28 protein-coding genes are annotated in these 24869 nt (G+C 58.7%); 23 read left to right on the plus strand and 5 right to left on the minus strand.

Going from position 1 to position 24869, the window contains the following annotated elements; translation table 11 throughout:
- The first annotated feature begins 6 nt into the window (after positions 1-6).
- The 15 genes from ACLFLU_RS16540 (at position 7) to ACLFLU_RS16610 (ending at position 13168) form a co-directional block, all read left to right on the plus strand.
- Positions 7-288, plus strand: coding sequence for a chaperone modulator CbpM (locus ACLFLU_RS16540; RefSeq protein ID WP_426414006.1), 282 nt, complete (start codon positions 7-9; stop codon positions 286-288).
- A gap of 46 nt (positions 289-334) precedes the next feature.
- On the plus strand, positions 335-625 hold the full coding sequence (locus ACLFLU_RS16545) for a hypothetical protein (protein ID WP_426413225.1): 291 nt from the start codon (positions 335-337) through the stop codon (positions 623-625).
- Between the two features lie 71 nt (positions 626-696).
- Positions 697-1053, plus strand: coding sequence for a hypothetical protein (locus ACLFLU_RS16550; RefSeq protein WP_426413226.1), 357 nt, complete (start codon positions 697-699; stop codon positions 1051-1053).
- Positions 1046-2434 carry a sigma-54-dependent transcriptional regulator gene (locus ACLFLU_RS16555; RefSeq protein WP_426413227.1) on the plus strand — a complete coding sequence of 463 codons (1389 nt, stop codon included), beginning with the start codon at positions 1046-1048 and terminating at the stop codon, positions 2432-2434. The genes ACLFLU_RS16550 and ACLFLU_RS16555 overlap by 8 nt, the downstream gene beginning before the upstream one ends.
- A complete protein-coding gene (locus ACLFLU_RS16560) occupies positions 2413-4443 on the plus strand; it encodes a sensor histidine kinase (protein ID WP_426413228.1) in 2031 nt (676 codons plus the stop codon). Before ACLFLU_RS16555 ends, ACLFLU_RS16560 begins: the two co-directional genes overlap by 22 nt.
- Positions 4444-4632: 189 nt before the next feature.
- Positions 4633-4830: a hypothetical protein gene (locus ACLFLU_RS16565; protein WP_426413229.1), complete on the plus strand. Its 198-nt coding sequence runs from the start codon at positions 4633-4635 to the stop codon at positions 4828-4830.
- 84 nt (positions 4831-4914) lie between these two features.
- A complete protein-coding gene (locus ACLFLU_RS16570; protein WP_426413230.1) occupies positions 4915-5307 on the plus strand; it encodes a hypothetical protein in 393 nt (130 codons plus the stop codon).
- Between the two features lie 368 nt (positions 5308-5675).
- Positions 5676-6119 (plus strand): thioesterase family protein, encoded by a 444-nt coding sequence (locus tag ACLFLU_RS16575; protein WP_426413231.1) that lies wholly within the window; start codon positions 5676-5678, stop codon positions 6117-6119.
- Between the two features lie 30 nt (positions 6120-6149).
- On the plus strand, positions 6150-8765 hold the full coding sequence (clpB, locus tag ACLFLU_RS16580; protein ID WP_426413232.1) for an ATP-dependent chaperone ClpB: 2616 nt from the start codon (positions 6150-6152) through the stop codon (positions 8763-8765).
- A gap of 125 nt (positions 8766-8890) precedes the next feature.
- Entirely contained in the window at positions 8891-9142 is a 252-nt protein-coding gene (locus ACLFLU_RS16585) for a DUF2171 domain-containing protein (RefSeq protein WP_426413233.1), read from the plus strand.
- A gap of 100 nt (positions 9143-9242) precedes the next feature.
- The gene (locus tag ACLFLU_RS16590) at positions 9243-9503 is read left to right on the plus strand and encodes a DUF2171 domain-containing protein (protein WP_426413234.1); all 261 of its coding nucleotides are present in this window, start codon (positions 9243-9245) and stop codon (positions 9501-9503) included.
- A gap of 419 nt (positions 9504-9922) precedes the next feature.
- Complete coding sequence (locus tag ACLFLU_RS16595; protein WP_426413235.1) at positions 9923-10117, plus strand: hypothetical protein; 195 nt, start codon at positions 9923-9925, stop codon at positions 10115-10117.
- Between the two features lie 135 nt (positions 10118-10252).
- Positions 10253-11332, plus strand: a complete 1080-nt coding sequence (locus ACLFLU_RS16600) for a Dyp-type peroxidase (RefSeq protein ID WP_426413236.1) — start codon at positions 10253-10255, stop codon at positions 11330-11332.
- Complete coding sequence (locus tag ACLFLU_RS16605) at positions 11325-12149, plus strand: family 1 encapsulin nanocompartment shell protein (protein WP_426413237.1); 825 nt, start codon at positions 11325-11327, stop codon at positions 12147-12149. The genes ACLFLU_RS16600 and ACLFLU_RS16605 overlap by 8 nt, the downstream gene beginning before the upstream one ends.
- Positions 12150-12271: 122 nt before the next feature.
- Positions 12272-13168 (plus strand): bestrophin family protein, encoded by an 897-nt coding sequence (locus ACLFLU_RS16610; protein WP_426413238.1) that lies wholly within the window; start codon positions 12272-12274, stop codon positions 13166-13168.
- 47 nt (positions 13169-13215) lie between these two features.
- Here ACLFLU_RS16610 and ACLFLU_RS16615 read toward each other — a convergent pair whose 3' ends face one another.
- Positions 13216-13377, minus strand: coding sequence for a hypothetical protein (locus ACLFLU_RS16615; protein WP_426413239.1), 162 nt, complete (start codon positions 13375-13377; stop codon positions 13216-13218).
- Between the two features lie 195 nt (positions 13378-13572).
- Between ACLFLU_RS16615 and ACLFLU_RS16620 the strand changes: the two genes are divergently transcribed.
- The 4 genes from ACLFLU_RS16620 to ACLFLU_RS16635 all read left to right on the plus strand — a co-directional run bounded on the left by ACLFLU_RS16620 (position 13573) and on the right by ACLFLU_RS16635 (position 15697).
- Positions 13573-13764 carry a hypothetical protein gene (locus tag ACLFLU_RS16620; protein ID WP_426413240.1) on the plus strand — a complete coding sequence of 64 codons (192 nt, stop codon included), beginning with the start codon at positions 13573-13575 and terminating at the stop codon, positions 13762-13764.
- A 387-nt stretch (positions 13765-14151) separates the two neighbouring features.
- Positions 14152-14361, plus strand: coding sequence for a hypothetical protein (locus ACLFLU_RS16625; protein ID WP_426413241.1), 210 nt, complete (start codon positions 14152-14154; stop codon positions 14359-14361).
- Between the two features lie 29 nt (positions 14362-14390).
- Positions 14391-14744: a UBP-type zinc finger domain-containing protein gene (locus tag ACLFLU_RS16630; protein WP_426413242.1), complete on the plus strand. Its 354-nt coding sequence runs from the start codon at positions 14391-14393 to the stop codon at positions 14742-14744.
- Between the two features lie 44 nt (positions 14745-14788).
- On the plus strand, positions 14789-15697 hold the full coding sequence (locus tag ACLFLU_RS16635; protein ID WP_426413243.1) for a DUF5996 family protein: 909 nt from the start codon (positions 14789-14791) through the stop codon (positions 15695-15697).
- Between the two features lie 210 nt (positions 15698-15907).
- On the opposite strand, the gene ACLFLU_RS16640 is transcribed toward ACLFLU_RS16635, so the two are convergent.
- Complete coding sequence (locus tag ACLFLU_RS16640; RefSeq protein ID WP_426413244.1) at positions 15908-16798, minus strand: LysR family transcriptional regulator; 891 nt, start codon at positions 16796-16798, stop codon at positions 15908-15910.
- A 95-nt stretch (positions 16799-16893) separates the two neighbouring features.
- Between ACLFLU_RS16640 and ACLFLU_RS16645 the strand changes: the two genes are divergently transcribed.
- The 3 genes from ACLFLU_RS16645 to ACLFLU_RS16655 are packed head-to-tail and all read left to right on the plus strand — an operon-like array spanning position 16894 to position 20671.
- Positions 16894-17868, plus strand: coding sequence for an NAD(P)H-dependent flavin oxidoreductase (locus ACLFLU_RS16645; protein ID WP_426413245.1), 975 nt, complete (start codon positions 16894-16896; stop codon positions 17866-17868).
- Between the two features lie 42 nt (positions 17869-17910).
- Positions 17911-19107 (plus strand): ABC transporter substrate-binding protein, encoded by a 1197-nt coding sequence (locus ACLFLU_RS16650; RefSeq protein ID WP_426413246.1) that lies wholly within the window; start codon positions 17911-17913, stop codon positions 19105-19107.
- Positions 19108-19144: 37 nt separating this feature from the next.
- Positions 19145-20671, plus strand: coding sequence for an acyl-CoA synthetase (locus tag ACLFLU_RS16655; RefSeq protein ID WP_426413247.1), 1527 nt, complete (start codon positions 19145-19147; stop codon positions 20669-20671).
- 262 nt (positions 20672-20933) lie between these two features.
- On the opposite strand, the gene ACLFLU_RS16660 is transcribed toward ACLFLU_RS16655, so the two are convergent.
- The 3 genes from ACLFLU_RS16660 to ACLFLU_RS16670 all read right to left on the minus strand — a co-directional run bounded on the left by ACLFLU_RS16660 (position 20934) and on the right by ACLFLU_RS16670 (position 24235).
- Positions 20934-22268, minus strand: coding sequence for an amidohydrolase (locus ACLFLU_RS16660; protein ID WP_426413248.1), 1335 nt, complete (start codon positions 22266-22268; stop codon positions 20934-20936).
- Positions 22269-23445: 1177 nt separating this feature from the next.
- Positions 23446-24045, minus strand: a complete 600-nt coding sequence (locus tag ACLFLU_RS16665) for a HupE/UreJ family protein (RefSeq protein ID WP_426413249.1) — start codon at positions 24043-24045, stop codon at positions 23446-23448.
- Entirely contained in the window at positions 24026-24235 is a 210-nt protein-coding gene (locus tag ACLFLU_RS16670; protein ID WP_426413250.1) for a HupE/UreJ family protein, read from the minus strand. Before ACLFLU_RS16670 ends, ACLFLU_RS16665 begins: the two co-directional genes overlap by 20 nt.
- 160 nt (positions 24236-24395) lie before the next feature.
- Between ACLFLU_RS16670 and ACLFLU_RS16675 the strand changes: the two genes are divergently transcribed.
- The gene (locus ACLFLU_RS16675; protein ID WP_426413251.1) at positions 24396-24590 is read left to right on the plus strand and encodes a hypothetical protein; all 195 of its coding nucleotides are present in this window, start codon (positions 24396-24398) and stop codon (positions 24588-24590) included.
- Positions 24591-24869 lie beyond the last annotated feature (279 nt).

Genomic DNA, 24869 nt, shown 5'->3' on the forward strand with positions numbered 1-24869 from the left:
ATGACCTTGAACAAGCAGGAGTTCCTGGCCTCATCGGGGCTGCGCGTACAGACACTCGAGTTATGGCTCGAGCAGCGATGGCTCATTCCGGCTGAGTCCGCTTCGGGGGTGCTGTTTTCTGATGGAGACGTCGCGCGCGCGCACTTGATCCAGGACCTCAAAGGTGACTTCGGAGTCAACGACGAAGGCATCGACGTGATCCTGCATCTGATCGACCAGCTTCACGGTGTTCGGCAGGCCTTCTCGCTACTGCGAGCCACGTTCAACGACAATTCGGGAAACGTCTGATTAGACGCTTCTTCACCTGAAAGGCACCACAAGGAACAGCATTTCGATGGCACATACGACATCGCTCGGAGATGGACCGATTAATGCGCTCATCCTGCAGGCCCTGGTCCGCAAGCTCGTCGCAAAGGATGTTCTGACGGCCGATGACGTAAGAGCGATTCTATTCGATGCGGCGATCCGTCTTGACATCGAAGGTAATCCGCAAACGCCGCGGGCGGCGACAATCATCGTCGATGAGGATTTGGCGCCTGCCTTTCTCGGCAATCATCCGACCCCTTCCGAAGGCCCGCCATCAGGGCAAGAAGCCGTCGCTCCACATCCCGCTAAGGAAGGGTGAGCCAAGCGTACAGGCGTTACCCGCTCGACGCAGTTGTCGTGGAGAGCGAGAGAAAGAGGGGGAGAGACAGGATGACCATTTCGGCGCATCTCTCGGCATTCTGCAACTGGACGATTGCGGCTGTTCCGGCCTATCCTACAGTCACGTTCTGGATGCAGATGGTCGGCGCCATCCACGGCGCGCTGATCGCCGCCGGGTCGGCTGCCGGCATCGTTGGTCCGGCTCTGATTGCCACCTTGCGTCCAGTGCGGCTCGACCATGGCGTGGCACCCAATCTTGTCTATGATCGCACGCTCTACATCATGGCGCTTCTCCTATGCTGTGGCTCGGTCTGCAACTGCCGCACCCTGTCGCGCTGGAGAGGGCCATCGCTTCGCCGTGAGATAGTTGCCGCCAAGAGCGGAGCCGGGAGAGACCTGTATGTCTAAGGAGAGCCCCCGTGAAGTTGCCGAGCCGGTGGTTGACCCGGAATTCGGCCCTTGGCTGGCGCAAGCCTCCGTTCTCATCGTTGACGACGAACCGGGGATACGCAATTTCCTCGTCAAACTCCTGCGACCGCGCTGCAAGCTGATCGAGGAGGCTGCGGACGCCAAGGACGCATCGCGGAAGGTCGATGGGCAACATTTCGACGTCGTCATTCTCGACAACGTCATGGCTGGAAAAAGCGGCCTCGACTGGCTTGCGGAACAGCGGGCGATCGGGTTCTTTACCGATGTCATTCTGATGACGGCCTATGCCGATCTGGACACAGCCATTGGGGCATTGCGCATCGGCGTCATCGATTTTGTCATCAAGCCGTTCCGATCCAATCAGTTGCTAAACGCTGTGGCGCGGTGCCTCGATCGGGCGCGGCTGCAGCGAGAGAACTTCGTACTGCGCCACGAGCTGAAGTCATCGTCGCGTCCACTGTATCTGCGCAACAAACTGCTTGGGGCATCTGCGGCGATTCAAAGAGCGCGCGAGACCATTGCCCGGGTGGCGCCCTTACCGACGCCAATTCTGCTTACTGGCGAATCCGGAACAGGCAAGGAGGTTGCCGCTCGATCGCTTCATTCACTGTCAAGTCGAGCGGACAAGCTGTTTGTCCCGGTCAATTGCGGGGCAATTCCGGCAGAAATGATTGAAAGTGAACTCTTCGGCCATGTGAAGGGCGCGTTCACCGGCGCGGGGAAGGCGCGAGAGGGCCTGTTCATGTTCGCACAGGGTGGCACTCTCTTCTTGGATGAGATCGGTGAACTTCCTCACCACCTGCAGAGCAAGCTCTTGCGTGTCCTTGAGGATCGGCGGGTGCGCCCCGTCGGCTCAGAGCGAGAGGTGCCGGTGGATGCTCGTTTTGTCTTCGCGACCAACGCCGATCTGCAGCAGCGGGTTGCGGCAGGTACCTTTCGTGCGGATCTCTACTTCCGTATCAACATCATGCAGATCAATCTTCCGGCTCTGCGGGATCGAGACCAGGATGTGCTCGACCTCGCCGAGGTCTTCATGAACGAGATTTCCGAGCAGCTCGGCATGCCGCGCGTTCCGATCGATGTCGGGATGCGCACGTTTCTCGCGCGATACGATTGGCCCGGCAACATTCGGGAGCTGCGTAACCTGATAGAGCGAACTGTGATCCTTGGTGAATTCCGAGAGGATTATCTGAAACCGCGCGTCGAAAGTTCGATGGGTGACGTCACGCTCGCGGACGTGGAGCGGCGACATATCGTTTTTGTACTGCGCGAGACGGGAGGCGACCGCGAGGAAGCGGCACGCCGGCTCGGCATCTCGCGTAAAACCATCGATCGCAAATGCGCAAGCTGGCAACTCTGATTTCGGCTTTTGCTCTTGACAGAGCCTCAGTGCGCTATCGCCTGCTGGCGATGGCGCTCCTGCCAATGCTCGTCATCCTTCCGCTGCTTCTCGGAATCAGCATCTACCGCTGGAACACGAAGTTCGACGCGGCGTTGAGGTCCAAGGTCCATGACGACTTGACTATCGCCAGACAATATCTCGCGCGTATTCTGGAGAGCACGGAGGGTGATCTGACATCGTCAGTCAACTCCGCGCGCTTTCAGTCGATTGTGCAGGCCCAAGGTTACGAGCATGGGGCTCTGAGCGTTTACCTCAAGGATATAGCACAGGCGCACGGCTTTGATTTTCTCTACGTTGTCGCCGATGATGGCGCGATCGTCGCAAGCGAAGTTCAGATGGTGTCCACGCCACGCCGGAATTGGCCGGTCGTCAGCGCGGCGCTTGAGGGACGAGCGCGAACCGCGATTGATGTGTTCGAGCCTGCGGAGCTCGCTGCGATCTCCGCGGAGCTACCGAAGCGCGCGCAGATCGACATCATCGCGACGCCGGGAAGCGCGCCAACCACGCGAAGGCAAGAAGGCCGGGGATTAGTGCTGCAGTCAGCGACGCCGGTTCAATTGCCGAATGGGCACAACGCCGCTTTGGTTGGTGGGATGCTGCTCAATCAGAATCTTGCTTTTGTCGACACCATCAATGATCTGATTTTCAATGGCGCGGGCTTGCCGGAAGGCAGTCGTGGAACCGTGACGCTCTTCCTCGACGATGTGCGTGTTAGCACGAACGTGAGGATGTTCGAGGGCCAGCGTGCGATTGGCACGCGCGTCTCGGCGGATGTTCGAAATGCGGTTCTTGATCGTGGCCAGACGTGGTTGGACAGCGCGTTTGTCGTCGACGACTGGTACATTTCCGCCTACGAGCCGCTCCGTGACAGCTATGACCGTCGCATCGGCATGCTCTATGCGGGCTATCTACAGAAGCCGTTCACCGAAGCAAAGCGTGATACGCTTCTGCAGATTGCGCTGGCCTTTCTGGTCGCGGTTGCAGCCACTGTCCCGCTTTTTTTGAGATGGGCCGCGGGCATTTTCAGGCCACTCGAGCGGATGACGAGCACCATTGCGAAAGTTGAAAGCGGCGAGCTAGACGCACGAACCGGGCCCGTTAATGGACGGGACGAAATCGGGCAAGTCGCGGTTCACCTGGATCGACTGCTGGATCAGCTTCATGAGCGCGACGCCCAGCTGCGATATTGGAACGAGGAGCTCAACCAGCGTGTAGATGAGCGTACCGGCAAACTTGTCCAAGCAAACGAACGGCTCGAGGCAACCACCAAGCAGCTCATCATGTCCGAAAAGCTTGCCTCAATCGGCGAAATCACCGCCGGCGTAGCCCATGAGATCAATAATCCCATCGCGGTCATGCAGGGCAATTTGGAGATCATCAAGGAGATGATGGGCTCTGGCGCTGATGAGGCAAAGACGGAGTTCCGGCTCATCGAAGAGCAGTTGCATCGGGTCAGCGAAATCGTGACCAGGCTTCTGCAATTTGCCAAGCCACAGGAGTATGTCGGCTTTGCCGATCAATACGATGCCGCCGCAGTCGTTACCGACACGCTGCCGCTCGTTCAGCATCTGCTGAACAAGACAACGATTAGCGTCGAAACGGAGTATCACGCCTCACGCGCGATCTCGATGAACCGTACCGAATTGCAGCAGGTGCTCGTTAATCTCCTGGTCAATGCGATTCATGCGATGTCGGGCGGCGGGCGTTTGACGCTTCAGACGTTCGATCGAGACGAAGGCAGGCGCCGTGGTGTTGTGATCGACGTGACGGACACGGGTGGCGGCATGACACCGGATGTGATGCAGAGGATTTTCGACCCGTTTTTCACCACCAAGAGGCGGGAAGGTACAGGTCTAGGGCTCTCCATCAGCCAGATGCTTGTAACGCGCCAAGGCGGCAAGATTTCAGTTGAAAGCGAACCTGGAAGAGGTACGACGTTTACGATCTGGCTGCCTGCGGAGGATTGACGATGACCGGGGAGCCGACGACATTTCGTCCTGCCGGAAAGACAAAGTGTCCCGTCGGCTGTTTGTCACATCCATCAAGCCTTTGATATCGCTTAATGTTCCGGTTGGCATGACCGTTGCTGGATTGCCGGGAGCGGTTGAAGCGTCAACCGGGCGCACCGTCCAGTCTGAAACCAGGGAGATGTCGCAATGAGCCGTCATCATGGCAAGATGCCTCCTGTTCCGCCCGCTAATCGTAGTCCAAAGGGCACCGGAGGCGATCGCGAAGCTAAGCAGGATGCGCTGTCGAAGAATCGCGAAGACAACTACGATGAGCAAGGCGAAACAGCGAACATCCGCGAAAACACCACCAATGCCGGTTACTTCCGGGGGCGCCGCGTCAAATGATGCCGGAGCGACCGTCATATGTCCGGCGGGCGCCAGTTTAAGTGCCGTGCGTCAACCGCTGTGCGAAGAGCGAGGAACTTCGAGATGACCGTTCTGTCAACGCAGCAGCTTTCGAAGGACATGCAGGCGTCGGCCCATCTCCTGCTCAATCAGGTCGGTCTCGTGCCCCAGGCGCAGGATCGGCCATTGGAGGCCGACGACCTGCTCTTTTACATCAGCGAGACGACGATGCCGATGGCTGCGTTTCTACACAGTCACGGACTTTTCGTGGACGACGAAGGCCTGCATTTCGATTTTTCCCAGTTCGATGCCATCCGCGAGGTCGCTGTCAAGGTCATCGCCGAGCATGATGCGGGAAAACTGGACGGCGTGTGGCAGGAATTCGATCTCTCGACCGACGACGCTGCCGACTACGATGGCGGGTACATCCTGCTCGTTCTTGCCGCCCTCGCGATCATGTATGATCAGCGCCACTAGGCGACGGAAAGCGAACTGGTCACATCGACAGGGCTTTCAAGGCCGGCTTCGACGGCCGCTCATCTCCGCTGATCGCTGAGGCTCGACTTCGAACTACACCGCGGACATTTTGTCCGCTGTCCTTTCGACAAGTTGTCCCAAGCCTCTTCCTTCCTTCGACATAACTGTTTGATATCATTGTATCGCCGACGTGGCACACGTGTTGCTCTGAGTTCCAGAGCGGCAGCGCAGCGGCATGGCAAACAGCATCCCGCACGCACTGTCAGCCTCCACGCTGTTCAACTCCGGGAGTGCGTACCATGGCGTTTCTCGATCATCTTGTGGACTGGGAGTCTGGCGAGGATCTCTTCAAGAAGGCAGCGTGACTGATGAAGGTCATATCGAGTGGCGCAACCGGACGCTTCACGCTTGTCGTGAAGCCCGAACATCTGGCCAACCGGGTCAAGGATAGCATCCTGCCGCCGGTGTTGGCGACACCAGTCATGATCATGGCGATGGAGAATGCCGCCCTGAATGCCGTTCGTGACCATCTTCAGCCAGGTGAGAGCGTGGTCGGCACCATGGTCGACGTGCAGCATCTTGCGGCGACCGCAGTCGGGCAGACGGTCACGGCTACGGCCGAGGTCATCGCAGTCGAGGGGCGCCGGATCACGTTTACTGTCAGCGCCTTCGACGAAGTCGAGGAGATCGGCAAAGGCACTCATGAGCGGATGGTCATTGAGATCGCCAGGCTGCGACATCGCCTTGAAGACAAGATTGCGCGATCGGCGGCGGCTCGGGCCGCGCTGGATCGTCGCTCCGTTCCTGACTGATGACAGATCACAGGTCTGGGAGGTGGCTCCATGAATGCTGAAAAATACACTGACCGCGCGAAAGGCTTTATCCAGTCGGCGCAATCCCTGGCAACAAGGGAGGGCAACCAACAGTTCACGCCTCTCCACGTGCTCAAAGTGTTGCTCGACGACGATGAAGGCCTTGCCGCAGGTCTGATTGACCGGGCTGGCGGCGATTCTCGAGCCATTCTGCACGCTACCGAAGCGGCTCTGGCAAAACTGCCGAAGGTGTCTGGCTCGGGTGCAGGACAGGTCTATATGGCGCCGGACACGGCGCGCTTGTTTACCGCCGCCGAAGATCTGGCGGGAAAGGCCGGCGACAGCTTCGTCACTGTTGAGCGCCTGCTGCAGGCCTTGTCTACGGACAAGAACAGTGACGCGGCGAAGATCCTGGCCCAGGGGGGCGTCAACGCGCAGAATCTCGATGCCGCGATCAATTTGCTCCGCAAGGGCCGCACCGCAGACAGCGCATCGGCCGAGAATGCATATGACGCACTGAAAAAATACGCGCGCGACCTGACGCAGGCCGCGCGCGAGGGTAAACTCGATCCGGTGATCGGCCGCGACGAGGAGATCCGCCGCACAATCCAGGTGCTGTCACGCCGGACCAAGAACAATCCGGTTCTCATCGGCGAACCGGGTGTCGGCAAGACTGCCATTGTCGAAGGGCTCGCCTTGCGGATCGTCAATGGGGACGTTCCCGAGAGCTTGCAGGACAAGAAACTGCTCGCGCTCGATATGGGGGCGCTGATCGCAGGTGCCAAGTACCGAGGTGAGTTCGAGGAGCGATTGAAATCGGTGCTCTCCGAGGTGACTTCCGCCGACGGCGGCATCATCCTCTTCATCGATGAGATGCACACGCTGATCGGCGCGGGCAAGGCCGACGGCGCGATGGATGCCTCCAATCTCCTTAAACCCGCACTGGCGCGTGGCGAACTGCACTGTGTGGGTGCGACCACACTCGACGAATACCGCAAGCATGTCGAGAAGGATGCAGCGCTAGCCCGTCGGTTTCAACCGGTCTACGTGCCACAGCCCTCTGTCGAGGACACAATATCGATCCTGCGCGGCCTCAAGGACAAGTACGAACAGCATCATGGCGTGCGGATCTCCGACGCGGCGTTGGTTGCGGCCGCAACGTTGTCCAATAGATACATCACTGACCGGTTTCTTCCCGACAAGGCCATCGATCTCGTCGACGAGGCCGCGGCGCGGCTCAAGATGCAGGTCGATTCCAAGCCGGAAGAGCTGGATTCGCTTGACCGCGAAATCGTGCGCCTCAAGATCGAGCAGGAGGCGCTCAAGAAGGAAAGCGATGCCGGGTCGAAGAGCCGTCTGAAGACGCTCGACCAGGACCTGGTCTCTCTCGAGAAGCGCTCCGTCGACATGACGACGAAATGGCAGGCGGAGAAGAGCAAGCTCTCGGACGCCCAGAAGATGAAGGCGCAACTCGAACATCTGCGCACGGAACTGGCGAACGCGCAACGCAAAGGCGAATATCAACGGGCCGGCGAACTGTCGTACAGTACGATTCCCGAGCTTGAGAAAAGGCTCGCGGCCGTTGAGTCCAGCGAGAACAGCTCAATCAGCGAGACGGTCACGGCCGACAATATCGCCCAGGTCGTTTCGCGTTGGACCGGCGTCCCTGTCGACAAGATGCTGGAAGGCGAGAAAGAGAAGCTCCTCCAGATGGAGGAGATGATCGCCAGACGTGTCGTCGGACAGACACAGGCGGTTCGCGCCGTGTCAACGGCCGTTCGACGGGCCCGCGCGGGACTGCAGGATCCGAACCGGCCGATGGGCTCGTTCATGTTCCTCGGCCCCACCGGCGTCGGCAAAACCGAATTGGCCAAGGCCCTCGCCGAATTCCTGTTCGACGATGAACATGCAATCCTTCGCATCGACATGTCGGAGTTCATGGAGAAGCATTCGGTTGCGCGGCTCATCGGCGCGCCCCCAGGCTATGTCGGTTACGACGAAGGCGGCGTGCTCACAGAAGCCGTGCGGCGACGTCCCTATCAGGTCGTGCTGTTCGACGAGATCGAGAAGGCGCATCCCGATGTCTTCAACATCTTGTTGCAGGTGCTCGATGACGGGCGCCTGACCGACGGCCAGGGGCGGACGGTGGATTTCCGTAACACGCTCATCATCATGACTTCGAATCTCGGTTCGGAATATCTCGTCAACCAGCCGGAGGGTGAGAAAACGAGTGTCGTCCGCGACAACGTCATGGAGCTGGTCCGCGCACATTTCCGGCCGGAGTTTCTCAACCGCGTCGACGCGATCATTCTGTTCCAGCGGCTGCAAAAGAACGACATGGGCCGGATCGTCGACATTCAGTGCGCCCGTCTGCGCAAGCTCCTCGTCGATCGCAAAGTTACGTTGTTGCTCGATGCCAAGGCGCAGGCGTGGCTCGCCGAAAAGGGCTGGGATCCTGCCTACGGCGCACGCCCCCTCAAGCGCGTGATTCAACGATACGTTCAAGATCCGTTGGCAGAGATGATCCTTGCGGGCGACGTACGTGATGGTGAGACAATCAAGATTTCGGTTGCAAAGGACGGATTGAGCTTCAACGGGAAAAAGGCGCCAACTGAGGACGAGGACGACGAGGTGGAGGTCGTCTAGCGCCAGACAACGAAGCGTTCCACCGCGCCAATGGTCGCTTTGGTGGATGTCGCCTTGCGGTACCCTGAGGCAACTCTCATCGACGCATCTATTGGACGTACGAGTAGCAGGAGACGAAATCCGCCATGAAAGGTCAGATTGAGGAAGGCATGGATGTTGTCGGGTTCGATGGCGTGCAGATCGGCGTCGTCGATTGTATCGAAGGAGACCGCATCAAGCTGAAAAGGCACGACGGCAGCGGCGGGCATAAGGGGCATCATGACTATATCGGAATCGATCTCGTGGATGGGATCGAGGGCCGCAAGGTTCGGCTCTGCTCTGATGCTGACATTGCGAAACTCTTCGAGGAGAGAAAGTCTGGACGATCTGTTGATTGATGAACGGAGTGGGGGAGCCGAGTGACGGTAGGCAGCGGGCCTACAGGCTGTGGTTCGCAAGACAACACGCAGAACAGATATCAAGGAGAAGGGTACGGTCATGAACAAGATCAACATCAACGAGGGCATGGAAGTAATCGGCGCCGATGGGGTGCATGTCGGCACGGTCGATCGGGTCGAAAGTAATCGTATCAAGCTCATGAAGAGCGACAGCTTAGGACACCATAAAGGTCACAACCACTACATCGAAATGGGATTCGTCGCCGGGGTCGAGGGTGACAAGGTGCGCTTGTCCGCCAACGCCGATATCGCATTGACGCTGGAAGAAGAGCCGTCAGGGCGTCCAGTCGACCTTGGGTAGAGAGGGTCTTGCAGCAGCGATTGCCGGGCTGGCTGTTGTCACGGCAGGTCGTTTCGACTTGACAGTAGCGACACCTGGCTCGGCCGCTCATCAAATATGGCTCGTGGGTGTTCTCGCACGGGTACGGACCGATCATTGTTTTGCCGGATGGTTCGACCGGCCTGCCGGAGACCTGGATGCGACACGGCCGTAGCGTGCGCTTTTTGTGGTACGTATCTCGTGAGCTCATTTGACCTTTGAACAGGTGGCGAGCCCGTCGTGCTAATTTGGACAATTTGTCCTCGCTCGATCGGACAATTTGTCAGATCCCGTCGGTTGGTCACCATAAGTCATTGATGTTTCGACGCGCTCAGACTGGCATGGCAGTTGCTCGATAGTCGATGAACAGTCCGAGAGGACAACAGGGAGGCATCGGCGCAATGGAAGAATACGATCTCTATGTCAACGTGAAGAGACCGGCGATCGGGCTCTACGTGCGCAAGGGTGCGCAACTCCCCGACCTCGCGGACAAGGCCGACTGGGTCTTTGACGGAACCTCCGCTCAGGATCTTTTGCCGTCGAGCGTAATCGAGGGTATCAAGGCTGACGGCCATGCCTTTCGGGATATGGATTGAGCAGATCCTGGCCGAGCGATCCAAGGGGGACATCGCAACAGATGGTAACGGTCCCTTGTTTCCCTTATCCTCCCACCCTATCGTCGGCCACCCTCGCGCTACGCGCCATCCGGGATTTCGGTCGAGGAGTTATATGTGCCACCTGTCGTTTCACAACCAGTCATCGCCAAGCTGACGCGGGCCGCCATATTTCTCGTCGTCAAGATCAACCCTGGCGGGGGCAGCGAACTGGCAGCGCGTAGCCTATGTGCCGATTTATCGGGACTTCTGCGGGCCATTGGATTTCGCGATCTCGAAGCGCGGCTATCATGTGTGATGGCCATCGGCTCCGATGCCTGGGACCGCCTGTTCAGCGGCCCGCGGCCCAAGGATCTTCACCCGTTTAGAGAAATTCACGGGGTGCATCACGCGGTTTCCACGCCGGGCGATATCCTTTTTCATATCCGGTCGGTCCGCATGGATCTGTGTTTTGAGCTCGCCTCGCAGATCGTTTCTCGCCTCGGCGAAGCCGGGACGGTGATCGAAGAGGTTCATGGATTCAGGTATTTTGACGATCGCGACTTGCTCGGCTTTGTCGATGGAACCGAGAACCCGGTCGATCAAGGTGCATTGGATGCCACGACCATCGGACAAGAGGATGCGGCATTCGCCGGAGGAAGCTACGTCATCGTTCAGAAGTATCTGCATGATGTGAAGCGGTGGAGCGCGGTGCCTGTCTCGGAGCAGGAGGATATCATCGGGCGCCACAAGCTCTCCAACATCGAGCAGGACGATTCGGCCAAGGCGCCCTACGCGCACAATGTTCTGACAACGGTCATCGAAAACGGCGAGCAGCTCGAGATCGTCCGCGACAACATGCCCTTCGGTGAGGTGGGTAAGGGTGAATTCGGCACTTATTTCATAGGCTATGCTCGCTCGCCCCGTCGGATCGAGCAGATGCTCGAGAACATGTTCATTGGCCGACCGCCTGGAAACTACGATCGGCTTCTGGATTTCAGCCGTGCAGTTACAGGCACGCTGTTTTTCGTGCCGTCCGCGACATTCCTCGACAACGTCTCGCCTGAAGAGAATGGAACGGTGGCGTCCGACGATCGAGCGTCCCTCGACGCCGAGCAGCGTGCCGAAGGCGCGCCGGATGCTCCTTGCAAAGGTGTGGTCGTCAACGACGAGTCGCTTGGAATTGGCTCTCTGAAAGAGAAGGCGAACCATGAATAATCTCCACCGGAAACTCGCTCCAATATCCGATGCGGCCTGGGCCCAGATCGACGAGGAGGCTTCGCGTACCTTGAAGCGACATCTTGCAGGGCGGCGTGTGGTCGACGTTCCCGAAGCCAGGGGCATCGGCTTTTCGGCTGTAGGCACGGGCCATGTCCAACAGGTCCAGGCGCCGGGCGATGGAATCGCGGCCCAACTTCGCGAGGTCAAGGCGCTCGTCGAGCTGCGCATCCCGTTCCAGCTCTCGCGCCAGCAGATTGATGATGTCGAGCGCGGCGCCGCGGATGCCGACTGGACGCCGGTCAAGGATGCGGCCCGCAGGATCGCATTTGCCGAGGACCGAGCGATTTTTGATGGATTCGCGGCTGCAGGGATCGAGGGTATCCGTCAGGCCAGCAGCAACTCGGGACTCATTCTTCCGACAAATGCAAAAGCCTATCCGAATGCAATCGCGCAGGCGGTAAGCGAACTCAGATTGACCGGTTGCAATGGGCCGTACGCTCTTGTGCTTGGGGCAGAGGCGTACACGATAGCCAGCGGCGGCAGTGACGAAGGCTATCCCATTTTTCACCACATCGAACGGGTGGTTGACGGAGGCATCGTCTGGGCTCCGGCCATTGAGGGCGCCTATGTTCTAACGACGCGCGGAGGTGATTTCGAACTCGATATTGGCCAGGATCTTTCAATCGGCTATCTCAGCCATACCAGCACAACCGTCGAACTCTATTTCCAGGAGACATTCACGTTCCGTGTTTTGACGACGGAAGCATCCGTTGTGCTGAAGCGAGCTGATGTTGTCGAGACCAAGAAGCCGTAGATCACCGTCCATCTTGGTGCCGACGCAATTCCGACCTGCTGCGCGACAAATTGGGATGACGACCCGGACAAAATCGGCGCGGATGATGTGAAGATATATTTCAGCGTGCCGCCGAATACAACATGATCATTCGCTCGCAACCCAGCTTCAAAGATATCCTGTTGGCGGTCAATGGGTCGATTCTGCCCCGCATCATCGGCCGATTGATGACGATTGCGATCGTAAGCGTCATCGCCGTCCTCGCTGCGTTGGAGCACCCAGGCATCTTTGCTCGCATCAGCGCCATACCCTTCACGCTGATCGGTATCGCTCTTTCGGTCTTTATGAGCTTTCGCAACAACGCCTGCTATGCACGTTGGTGGGAAGGCCGAAAGCTTTGGGGCGATCTGATTATCGCCTGTCGCTCATTGGCCCGTCAGGTCTCCCTCCTGGGTGAAGAGGACAAGCGTTTTCTTCTCCACGGACTGTGCGGCTTTTCCGCCGGGTTGGCCGCACGTCTGCGGAACGCAGACGAGCCTGGAGCGATTAAGCTGTGGTGTGACATCGGTCCTGCGCTCGAAGGCCCCAATCCGACCAATGCAGTCCTCGATGATATGGGGCGCTATTGCCTGGGGTTGATGCAAAGGGGGACGATTCAACCCATTCACTATTCCGTTCTCGAAGGGCAGCTCACGCAGCTTTCGATAGTGCAGGGCGGTTGTGAGCGCATCGCAAACACTCCGGTCCCCTTTGCCTATTCGCTATTGCTCCACAGAACAGCACTGACCTTTTGCATTACGCTTCCATTTTCGCTGGCCGGATCGCTGGATTGGTGGACACTGCTGCCCGTCTTGCTGGTCGCTTATACATTCTTCGGATTGGATGCACTCGGTCATGAACTCGAGGATCCCTTCGGTCTCGAGCCCAATGCCCTGCCGTTGTACGCGATGAGGCGAACCGTCGAGCGTGAAATGCTGGCCCTGCTGGGAAGCAAGGACATACCCCCGCCGCTGGATCCGCGCGACAATATTTTGCGGTAAAGAGGGAGCGGGTCTGGGGGGTGTCAATTTGGCGGCTGCTTCCGCGATCAATCTTTCGAAGGTCTTGGCTGAGTCGCGCTCACCGGATCGGAGGCCGGAAAAGTCTCCTCAAGGCTTTGGTCGAGCCGACTTAGCTTCAAATCCGCTTTGATCGCCTTTTTGGGATCTTCCGCGAGTTTGTCGGTCGGGGCAGGGTCGAATTTCTTCATCACAGACTCCAGAACAGACTGGCCCCATCGACGAGGACAAACAGCGGGGCAGGTCACTTCTCCGCTGCGTTAATGGCGTTCGTTCGCAGGAGAGAAAGCTCCGAGACCGCGAACCCATACCGGAGACTTCAGCATTGCCTTGAGCAAGCGCTATAGTAGCATACTATGGTAAGTCCACAATCGAAGCGGTGTTGCATGACCATGAATGAACTTGCCAACGCGCTCGCAAGGGTTGACGGAGATGCGTTTGCGTCGTTTCTCCTGGAGTATGAAATTACTCACGATGATGGACCTGAGGCGATGAAGACGATGATCATCGAGGCCCTTCGGTTCGCGGACGCGCACGGACTTCGCATAGCCCGACCACCTCTCGACGAGGCCGACTAGGTTCGAGCTGACTTGATGCGTGCCGCAGGGCCGCAATGCGGGAGCGAATGTAGCCCTTGCAGATATTCGTATCGGGTACCCGATCCGAGGGCGGTCAGCGCGGTCCATATTTGCCAGGCTGTTTTCCCGGCCTCGTAAGCGCGTGCGGGTGAGGTATAGCGGATAGACAAGTTGTCCCCAACAGCGCGGACAAGTTGTCCAACGTCGCCATGTGCTTCGCTTCCAAGCCATTGACATTGTTGCGTGCGCAGGTTGGCGCATCCTTTGCTACGGCGTTGCTGTCGAGACTTTCGGTGCTCTGGCGGGTCGGACTGATAAGCAATGGACCTGACAATGACGAACCGATCCAAGCCGCATTAACGCAGACAAAGATATATGAGGAACTCGATGTCCAAGGATCATGACAAAGCCTCGCACGGATCACAGGACGCGCGGCGGCATAAGATCGACCATCAAATCCGAAACGAATGGCTCCATAGAGACGCCAGCCTTCAAGCCTTGTGGCAGGCCTCCGGCATGTCGCGAGACGAGTTTATCCAGCACAATGAGGGCGCCATCGACAAGGTTATTGCCGACAACCTTGACGCGGACCGCTAACAGGAAGCGGCACCTCGGAAGAGACGACGATGGCAAAGAAAAATCGCGGGATCGATCCGGCCGCCAAGCCGTCCGGAACTGGCTGCCAGGAGTGCTTGGCCGCCGGTACATGGTGGTTCCATTTGCGGCGCTGTGCGGAATGTGGTCACATCGGGTGCTGCGATAGCTCTCCCCACCAGCATGCGACCAAGCATTTCCTTGCGAGCGGACATCCGATCATCAGAAGTTTCGAGCCGGGTGAGACATGGTTTTGGAACTTCGAATCCAGCGCGCAAGTTAGGGGTGAAGCGCTCGCGCCGCCCGAATCCCATCCGGAAGGCCAGCCGGTGCCGGGTCCGGCCGGACGCGTTCCGGAAGATTGGCAGTCGCTGCTGAACGAATAGGGAAGAGCTCCTTAAGCGCTGCATGCTTTGTGTGAGGACACGCCATGATTGTTGGCACTTCCGATTCCTGGCCGGCTCTTTCCTGCTCAGCCTTTGCGCCCACGCGATATCTTCTCCACATGGCATTACAGGCCGTCGGCAAGCTCAAGCTTGCCGAACCGTTTCAGGCCCAATGGGCTGAGGTACCGTTGTGGCTCAGCGCGAGAGGGCTGACCACCGGCCCAATCCGTTACGCCGGGGGCGTCTACGAGGTCCGCGCGGACTTCATCTCACACGAGATGCAGTGGCTCACGAGTTCGGGCGCATCGGGACGATTGCCGCTCGGCCCGACATCCGTTGCCGCATTCGTGGCCGCTCTGCTCGATCAGCTTCGTCAGGCCGGCATTGACGCTTCAATCATGCCCTTGCCGCAGGAGGTGCCCGATCCCATCCCATTCAACGAGGACAAAGCACAGCGTCCGTACGATCGCGACCTGGTCAACGCGTGGTGGCGCATCCTCCTCAGCACTCAACGCGTTCTTCGGGTTTTTCAGGGCCGGTTCACCGGCAAAACGCAACCCATCGGCCTGATGTGGGGGACGTTGGACATTCGGGCGGTTTTCTACAACGGCAGGCCCATTTCGCCCGCCAAAGATATCGGCCTCATCCGCCGTAATGCGATGAATGCGGCGTTGATCGAGGTGGGATGGTGGTCCGGCGATGCCTCCTATCCCAGGCCCGCGTTTTACTCCTTTACGTACCCGCAGCCGCAAGGCATCGAGACCGCGAAGATCGGTCCGACCGCCGCCCGCTGGGACGCGGGCATGGGCGAGTTCCTTCTCGACTACGATGACCTGCGCCACTCCACCAATCCCGAACGTGACCTGCTGACCTTCACCGAGTCCACCTATCATGCTGGCGCATCCGCGGCGGGGTGGGATTCCGAACTGTTGGGCAGCGGCCGTCCGGAGTGAAAAACAAGCTGCACCGATGGTCGCTGGAGAATCGGTGGATTTTCGAAGGATCACACGTAATCGCGACATCCAGCATATCGAGCATCCTGCTCGGGCGTGAAGGGTTGGCTACAGGTGTTGCGGAATTCCGGCGCGGCTTCCCGCACGGAAGCGGCTCATGTTCGGCCGTAGCTCAAATGGTAGTTTTTGGTCCACACAGGTCAAGCAGCCTCATCCTCCCCGCAGACGGTCGCGGTCGAGCCGAGCGCACTCCGTTACAAACGAGACGACAGCGCGCACTGCCGGCAAATCGACCATATCCGGATGGGCAAGTAACCAAAGGTCTGACACCGTCGAAAGCTTGTGCGGTGCGACCCGCACGAGATCAGGATAACAATCGCCGACGAAGCAGGATAGCGGTGTGATGCCGATGCCGGCCCGAGCCGCAGCGAGCATGTCGCCCTGCGACGAACAACGCATCAGGACTGAGCTTTGCCGCGTGACAGAGGCGCTCCAATTGGCGAGGCGGGCATTCGACAAAGGATCGGCAAAACCTATGACGCTATGACCTTTCCACTGATCACGTGTTTCGGGAAGAGCGTGCCGCGAAGCATAGTTGCGCGACGCGTAAAAGCCGGTGCCAAGGCGTGCGACCTTGCGGCCAATCAAATTCTCCTCACCGCTATCGACCGGGCGCAGCACGACATCCGCCTCGCCGCGTCGAATGCTGGCAGGGAACGGATGCGTGATGATCTCAACCTGAACGTTTCCATGTGCCGACACGAACTCCGCCATGCGTGGCAGCAACCAATGCGCCGCCAACGTCGCGCCGATCGATAGCTTTACTATGCCGCGGGCGTTGCGGCCGGTGGCGGCGACTGCCGACTCCGCGTTGAGCGCTGCCACGGCCATGGCCCTGGCGTGCTCGCGAAAGCTTTGGCCCTGAGTGGTGAGTGCTAGCCCCTCAGTTGTGCGCACAAATAGCCGCGTGCCAAGGAAGGTCTCCAGAGCTGCGATCTTCCGGCCGACGGTAGGGTGGCTGGTACGCAATTTGCGCGCCGCGGTCAGAAAACTTCCGGCGTCGGCGACTGCCAAAAAGGTGCGGCACAAGTCCCAGTCCATGGATGTGCAATCCTGAAATATGCAAAGTACAAAATTGTACATCGATGCCAGTCCGGTCAAGCGCTATTGTCGATCTCAAACCAAGGATCGACGAAATGCCGCTTCCCTCTTCGTTGAACGATAAGCTCGAGTTGCCCGTGTTGGGCTCACCTCTGTTTATCGTTTCGGGTCCTGAGCTTGTGATCGCGCAGTGCAAGGCGGGCATTGTCGGCTCATTTCCCGCGCTCAATGCGAGGCCCGTCGAGAGACTGGACGAGTGGCTGATGCGGATCGAGGACGAACTCGGCGAGTACAAAACATTGCACCCGGAGAAGAAAGTTGCGCCCTACGCGGTCAACCAGATTTGCCACGCCTCTAACGACCGCTTGATGAAAGACATGGAAACCTGTGTGAAACACAAGGTTCCCATCATCATCACCTCGCTGCGCCCGCCGTCGGAAATTGTTGACGCCGCGCATTCCTATGGCGGCGTGGTGTTTCACGACGTCATCAATGTGAAGCACGCGCGCAAGGCTGCGGAGCAGGGAGTTGATGGTCTCATTCTTGTTTGCGCCGGCGCTGGCGGTCACGCTGGAACACTGTCGCCGTTTGCACTGGTGCGTGAAGTGAAGCAATGGTTCAAGGGCACCATTCTGCTGTCGGGTGCGATTTCCGACGGCTGGGGCATTGCCTCCGCCCTCGCGCTGGGCGCCGACATGGCCTACATGGGAACGCGCTTCATCGCCACCGAAGAAGCCAGCGCGGATCCCGCCTACAAGAAGGCACTCACCGAATATGCCGCTCACGACACCGTCTATACAAATCTGTTCACGGGCGTGCACGGCAACTATCTCGGCCCGTCGATCGCCGCGGCAGGTCTGGACCCGAACAATCTGCCGGCCGCCGACAAGTCGAAAATGAATTTCGGCTCCGGCGGCAACATGAAAGTCAAGGCTTGGCGCGACATCTGGGGCTCCGGTCAGGGCATCGGTCAGATCAAGGATGTGCCACCAGTGGCGGAATTGGTCGAGCGTCTCAAGATGGAATTCGACGAGGCGCGCCGCGACTTCTCCGAACGGACAAGCGCCTAGGCGCTGTTCAAATACGGCAATAAAGCACTAGGGAGGCGACGAATGAGAGCGGTATCAATGCGTGCGTTTGCCATCATTGCAATCGCTTTCGGCAGCGCCATTTCCGCGTTCGCCGCAAGCGGAACAAAGGACGAAATTCGTATCGGGCAGACCTTGCCCTATAGCGGCCCGCTGTCGGGCTTCGGCGCAATGGGACGGGTCCAGGACATCTTCTTCGCAAAGATTAATGCCGAGGGCGGCATCAATGGCCGCACTGTCAAATTCATCAGTCTCGATGACGCCTATTCGCCGCCCAAGACGGTTGAGCAAACCCGCAGACTGGTTGAGCAGGACGAAGTAGTCGTCATGTTTGGTTCGCTGGGGACCGCGACCAACAACGCTGTGCATCGCTATCTCAACGGCAAGAAAGTGCCGCAGCTCTTTGTGCTGAGCGGCGCTACCAAGTGGGCCGATCCGAAAAATTTCCCATGGACAATGCCGGGAATGGCGACTTACGAATCCGAGGGCGTCGTTTATGCCAAGCATCTCTTGCAAACCAAACCAGATGCGAAGGTCGCGATCTTGGCGCAGAACGACGACTTCGGACGCGACTACGTTGCCGGCTTCAGGCGCGCGCTGGGCGCCAAGGCCGCAACGATGATCGTCGCCGAAGCGAATTACGAAACCAGCGCACCAACCATCAACTCCCAGCTTGCGACGCTCAAGGGCTCCGGCGCCAACGTTCTCTTCGGTGTCACGCTCGGTAAGTTTACGTCGCAAATGATCAAGGGGGTGGCCGAAATCGGTTGGAAACCTGAGGTCACCTATGTTCCGACGTCGGCGTCGTCGATCACATTCCTGGAGCCCGCCGGACTCGAAAATGCGATCGGCCTTGTCACCTCCAGCTATCAGAAAGACATTTTCGACGAGCAATGGGCAAATGACGAGGACGTCAAAGGATACTTTGCATTCATGAAGCAGTACATGCCGAGCGGCGATATGCGCAACACCAGCTATGCCGCGGGATACATGTACGCGAACCTGATGCTTCAGGTTCTAAAGGCATGCGGTGACGATTTCAGCAGGGACAATATCCTGCGCCAGGCAGCGTCACTTCACAATGTAAAAGTTCCGCTGTTGCTGCCGGGCGTTACGGTTTCAACAGGGCCTGACGACTACTTGCCTTTTCAGCAACTGAGGCTGCAGCGCTTCAATGGCAAGAGCTGGGAAGGTTTTGGCGAATTGCTCGATGATCGGTAGAGTGTGGAAAAATCCTGACCGACGAATTGGACCAAACATGATTATTAGTGGTGAACGTGAAATCAGTTACCCTGACATCCAGGACCGCATCGCACGGGCGACGGCAGGATTGAAGGACCTTGGATTGAGCGGCGGCACGCCAGTCGGTATGATGCTACGAAATGATTTCGCATTGTTTGAGGTCACGGCCGCCGCTGCTGCGCTGTCCTCACCCGTAGTGCCAATCAACTGGCATCTGAAGGCGGAGGAGGTTTCCTATATTCTTGCGGATAGCGGTGCAGACATTCTGGTGTGTCACGCCGATTTACTGCCGCAAATCCGCGACGGCCTGGCGAAGCGATTGCAGGTTCTGGTCGTGGCGACCCCGCCGGAGATCGCCGCTGCCTTTGGCGTAGCGCCGGCGGAAGCGCGCGTTCCCCACGGTTTCACGGACTGGGATAGCTGGCGCGATAACCATCCGCCATCGCAAGAAGAGCCGGGACGAGTGTCGCCGATGTTTTACACCTCCGGCACAACCGGTCGGCCGAAGGGCGTGCGGCGGCAGCCAATGCAGCTTGAGCAAATGGCGGCGGCGGAGCGGATCAGTGCGATCACCTACGGCGTGAAACCGAACGAAGATCAGGTCATCCTGATGAACGGACCGATGTATCATTCAGCACCGAGTTCATATGGCATGCTGGCGTTCCGCCATCGCTGCAAGATAGTCCTCGAACCGCGTTTCGATCCGGAAGATCTGTTGCAGCTTGTGGAGCGGCACCGTGTCACTCACATGCATATGGTGCCGACCATGTTCGTCCGGCTGTTGCGGCTCCCCGAGGATGTGAAAGCCCGCTATGACTTGTCGTCGTTGCGGTTCGTTGTACACGGCGCCGCGCCGTGTCCGGTCCACGTAAAGCAGGCGATGATCAAGTGGTGGGGCCCGGTCATCAACGAGTATCTCGGTTCGACGGAAACCGGGATTCCGGTCTGGCATTCGTCGGAAGAGGCGCTGGCCAAGCCCGGAACCGTGGGCCGCGTCATCGAAGGCGGTATCGTCAAGATCTTCGACTCGAACGGGCAGCCGTGCGGTGTTGGCGAGCCTGGCGAAATCTTCATGCGGCAGACGGCCATCTCGGATTTCGGCTATCACGGCATGAGTGATGCACGAGCCGAGGCCGGTCGCGAGGATCTGGTCAGTGTCGGTGATGTCGGCTACTTCGACGCGGACGGCTATCTTTTTCTGTGCGATCGCATGCGCGATATGGTCATTTCGGGTGGCGTCAACATTTATCCCGCCGAAATCGAGAATGCGCTGATCGGAATGGATGGTGTGCGCGACTGCGCCGTCTTCGGCATTCCCGATGACGAATTTGGTGAGCGTCTGTGCGCGTGCATCGAGCCCGAGAGCGGAGCGATGCTCACGTCGGCCGCAGTGCAGGACTATCTACGACGCAGGCTTGCTAACTTTAAGGTGCCGAAAGACATTCAGTTTCTCGACGCCTTGCCGCGCGAAGCCACCGGCAAGATATTCAAACGTAAGCTTCGCGATCCGTACTGGGAGGCTCGTTCCCGCGAAAGGACTTAGGCAGACGACGGTTCAGCAGCGTCTTTAGCCTATTAGGCGCGGTCACGGCGTCTGATGCAAACAGCACGGCGATCTCGAATCCGGACAGCGCGCCAAGGGCAGAAAAACTCTGCGGCGACCTGTTGGCCAGATCGGCGAACGGCCCGATCCGGTGTCGGATAACGCAACGCCTCTGCGCCGCCTTCCGCCAAATCCTTTTTCCGGATAGTCAGCGCGCTCCAGATGGGACGGTCAAGCGGCGCATCGAGGTACCGAAACGCCGTCATTTGCCGCTTGCATGCTGGTCGAACGTGCTGAGGACGACGAGCGTCATTGCCTTGATGCCGGTTTCGATGGTCGGCTTCGGCACCGGGGCGAACAGCGGCGAATGATTGGCCGGCAACGGGGTTCCGCTATTGTTGGCTGCAACCCATCGCTCGGCATCGTAAACGCCGATATTGAACATCATCGACGGCACGCCGGCATTGGCGAACTCTGAAAAATCCTCGCTCGTCGTGTTCGGCGGTGTCGTCCGCAACTTGTCGCCGAATGCCGCCTTCAAGACCTTCTCGGCGGTCGTAACCACCGCGGGGTCGTTCATGACAGCCTTGGTGCCCTCGGTGATCTTGATGTCGGGCGGCGGTGCATCGGACATCGCAGCCGCGGCCTTCGCCGTTCGCTCGATCCCCGCCAGCATTTTTGCGCGGACCGCCGGTTTGAAAGCGCGGATGGTTCCTAGGACCGTCGCGTCGTCCGGAATGATGTTGCCGGCGGTGCCGCTATGGATCGCGCCGATACTGATCACGCCGAATTCAGTCGGATCCTTTTCGCGGCTGATCACGCTTTGCAGATCGACGATGAAGCGCGCCGCGATCATCACGGGATCGATCGTGACCTGCGGTATCGCGCCGTGTCCGCCACGGCCGCGGAATTTGACATAGAGGCCGTCCGAACTCGACGAGCCGATACCGGCGCGATACACGACAGTGCCGTGGGGGAACGGCCCGTCATGCAGGGCAAAGGCAAAGTCGGGCTTTTTGAATCGCGTAAACAGGCCATCATCAAGCATGGCCTTGGCGCCTGACCCGCCTTCTTCTGCCGGTTGGGCGATGAACATCAGCGTGCCCTGCCATTGGTTCTTGAGATCTGTCAGCGTCTTCGCCGTTCCGACCCAGCTCGCCATGTGGATGTCATGGCCGCAGCTATGCGCGACAAACGTCTCGCGCCCGTTCCAGACGGTTTTGTCCTGGCTTGCGTAGGCAAGACCGGTTTTCTCCTCCATTGGCAGCGCGTCGAGTTCGGTGCGCACCAGGATGGTGGGACCATCGCCGTTTTTGAAGATCGCGACCAGGCCGGTCTTGCCGACCTTCTCGGTGACCTCGAAGCCGAGCGCGCGCATTTCCGCAGCGAGTTTTGCCGCCGTCTTCACCTCCTCAAAGGCGAGTTCCGGATGGGCATGGATATCCTTGTACAGCGCATCGAGCTTTGGATAGTAGACCTCGAGCGATTTTTCGATCGCGGCCTGGAGGCGCGCGACATCGAGCTCGGCATGCGCCGGCAACAGCGTGGCGGCGCATAGCGCCGCGGAAGCAAGGAACGTCTTGGGGAAGTGCTTCATGGTCATGATCCGCCCTGATCGCCGAACGCGGCTCTTATCATTGAATGCAGGTAATTCGTGCCGAGAGCGCAACGTGCGATGCGTGTCTAGCCCGTTGCGCCGTCATCCTCGGTTTGAGATCAACAATAGCGCTTGACCGGATGGCATTGTTGTACACTTTTGTACTTCGCAGTTTTCAGGATGGACACCGATGGACTGGGACTTGTACCGGACCGGTTTGGCAGTTGCCGACGCTGGAAGTTCTTTGCCCTCCGCACGCCTCTGGTTAGATCCCTTGCGCGGGCTCGGCTTGTCGTGAGGCGCAGCCAGCGCTCAACGCAAACAACAGCACAACTTTCCATACGGCATGGCGACCGAAACTACGATCGCAGCATTGCGAACCTAGGCGCTGGCAAAACGCAGCGCTACTTTGCTTCTGACTTTGATCGGCTTTTCAGTTGTTTGTTCAACGCTGACGGGCTCGCCGCGGTCGAGCCGTAGTTGGGGGGCGTCTCGCACCCCGCTGCTGCATGCGCTCGGTTAGTGTAGCAATGCAGTACCGGATCGAGGAAACATTGCCGTAGACGATTAAATGACGACGCCAGAATTGCTTCAACCAGTTGAAAAGAAAAGGAAATGCTTTAGGTCTATCGCTCCGATCATTTGTCGGCCCAGAGAACAGGTGGACGGACGCAAGCCGCAAAAATCAATGAAAACAATATGTTAGAACGACGCTTTGCCATTGCCCCCATGATGGATTGGAGCGAGAGTGTGGGTTTTTCAATTAGTTAGAAGGCGGCGTGTGCACGACGTGTGCACCGGCAGATCAAGAAAAATCATGAGACAGCTAATGTGAGTAGGCGCTCTGAAGCGGGAGGTGTCCGCCACCAGTCGGCGTTCGTGCTCGATCAAGACTCTCAAGGGCAGGGAAGACAGGCCAGTGCTGGCGCCGCAGCAGTTCGGCTTGCCGGCGGTGAAAAAACGTCATCCCCTCGCTGCGCATTCGATGCTGCCGTGCCGCGGGCACTGGGCGAGGGCTCCATGGCTTCATCGATCAGAAAATTGGCGTTAGGAGTTCTCGAGACTTTCTCGTCCTGAAGCAAAGGTGGTGCGCATGGCGAGGTATTGCGTATGCTCGTGCACGGCGGCGGGACAGACGGCACCGCAGCGTCCCTTGGGCAGAATCCTTTGCTGCCTCTCATGATGCCAGCACAAGGCTCGCCATCATCAGGCCGATGGCCGCGATCCAGCCTCCAAGAGCATGAACGGCGATGGCTCGCCAGGATGTCATGCTGTTCGACTTTGTTCGCTTGAATGCGACGGTCAGCGCCATTGTCAGCGTGATGGCTCCGTAGCCCACACAGGCCAATCCCGCCGCAAACAGCAGCCGGTCGGTTTCGGGCCCGAGCTCGGCGCCGTTTGCGGCGTCCCGTGTTACGGCGACCATGAAAGCAATTGCGCACAGCGCGAGCGTGGGAACCTGCACTGCTGCCGCGAGCAGCATGCCTATCGCGAGCATCATTGTCGCGTCCGCGAGCTGAGTGGAAACCGTGCCAAAAAGGGTCCCGAGAGGCAAACCAACCAGCAGTCCGAGCGGAAATACCAGGATGAGCCAGCGCCCCTTGGAGGTTCCGAGCGTAGCAGGCAGCACGCCGGTCGCGGTCCAGAGAACGACATCCTGAAGATTGGTGAGGGGGGCGATGCCACCATGTAGAAATCGCCGAGGCGGGCCGCGACGATATGCGCCTCGGCTGCGTTCGTGCGAGTCAACAGTATCGCTACCGCCAGCAAGGCCCATACGGATTCAGTTTCATGCGACGGCTCCGAGGCCTTGCGATGCGCTCGCCGGCTGGCCAGCGCGTCAAGGTGCCGATCGCGATGCCGAACAGGTGCAAGAAGCCGCTGGCGGTGACGAAGCCGACGCCGTAGGCCAGCGCATTGGCCGCGCGCGGAAGCTCAGCTCCATGCGCAAGACGTAGGCCAGACATCGTCTGAAATCTTGAAATGCAGGTGGAGATCTGCTTATCATGACATTTACTTTACTTGACCAGAATTAAATAAATTAACCGTTATCTCGGCCGCTGCTTAAATGTTCGTGGAGCCGGATCCCGAAACGACACGCAACAAATCCGTTGTGGAGGTACTAATATGGAAGTCGAACCGCGGGAGCGCGAGCGACATAACTTAAAGCAAGCTCTTGCAGATTTCGTCGCGATACTCGATGCCTTTGAGGCTCGCATCCAAGTTCACCTGCGGCCGGAACCTGCGAAGCCGGTCTTGAAGTGTGGTGACAGGAATTTCGCCATCGACGTGGTGACTGCATTCAGGAACAGGTCAAACTAACGCCTACATTGAGTTGGGTTGCCCGTCGCTTCGAGAGCGCGGTCGACGTCCTCGTGCCACGGCTGGTTCTCCCCCCGGCCGGCTGCGCGAGTGGCTGGTCGCATTTGTCTAAGCAAGAATACAATATCTTGACGACGGGGCTTCAGGCCACGGCCTTGATGGCCTGAGGTAGATGGAAAGCAACTGGTCGATCTCGCTCATTCCAGTTGATGACCTTGGCCTGGCCGGTCGGTCAGGTAAGCAACCAATCGAAGTCGTGCAGCCTACAGGTTTTGATCA

It is taken from the genome of Bradyrhizobium ganzhouense (assembly GCF_049949285.1).
GTDB classification, from domain to species: Bacteria; Pseudomonadota; Alphaproteobacteria; order Rhizobiales; family Xanthobacteraceae; genus Bradyrhizobium; species Bradyrhizobium ganzhouense.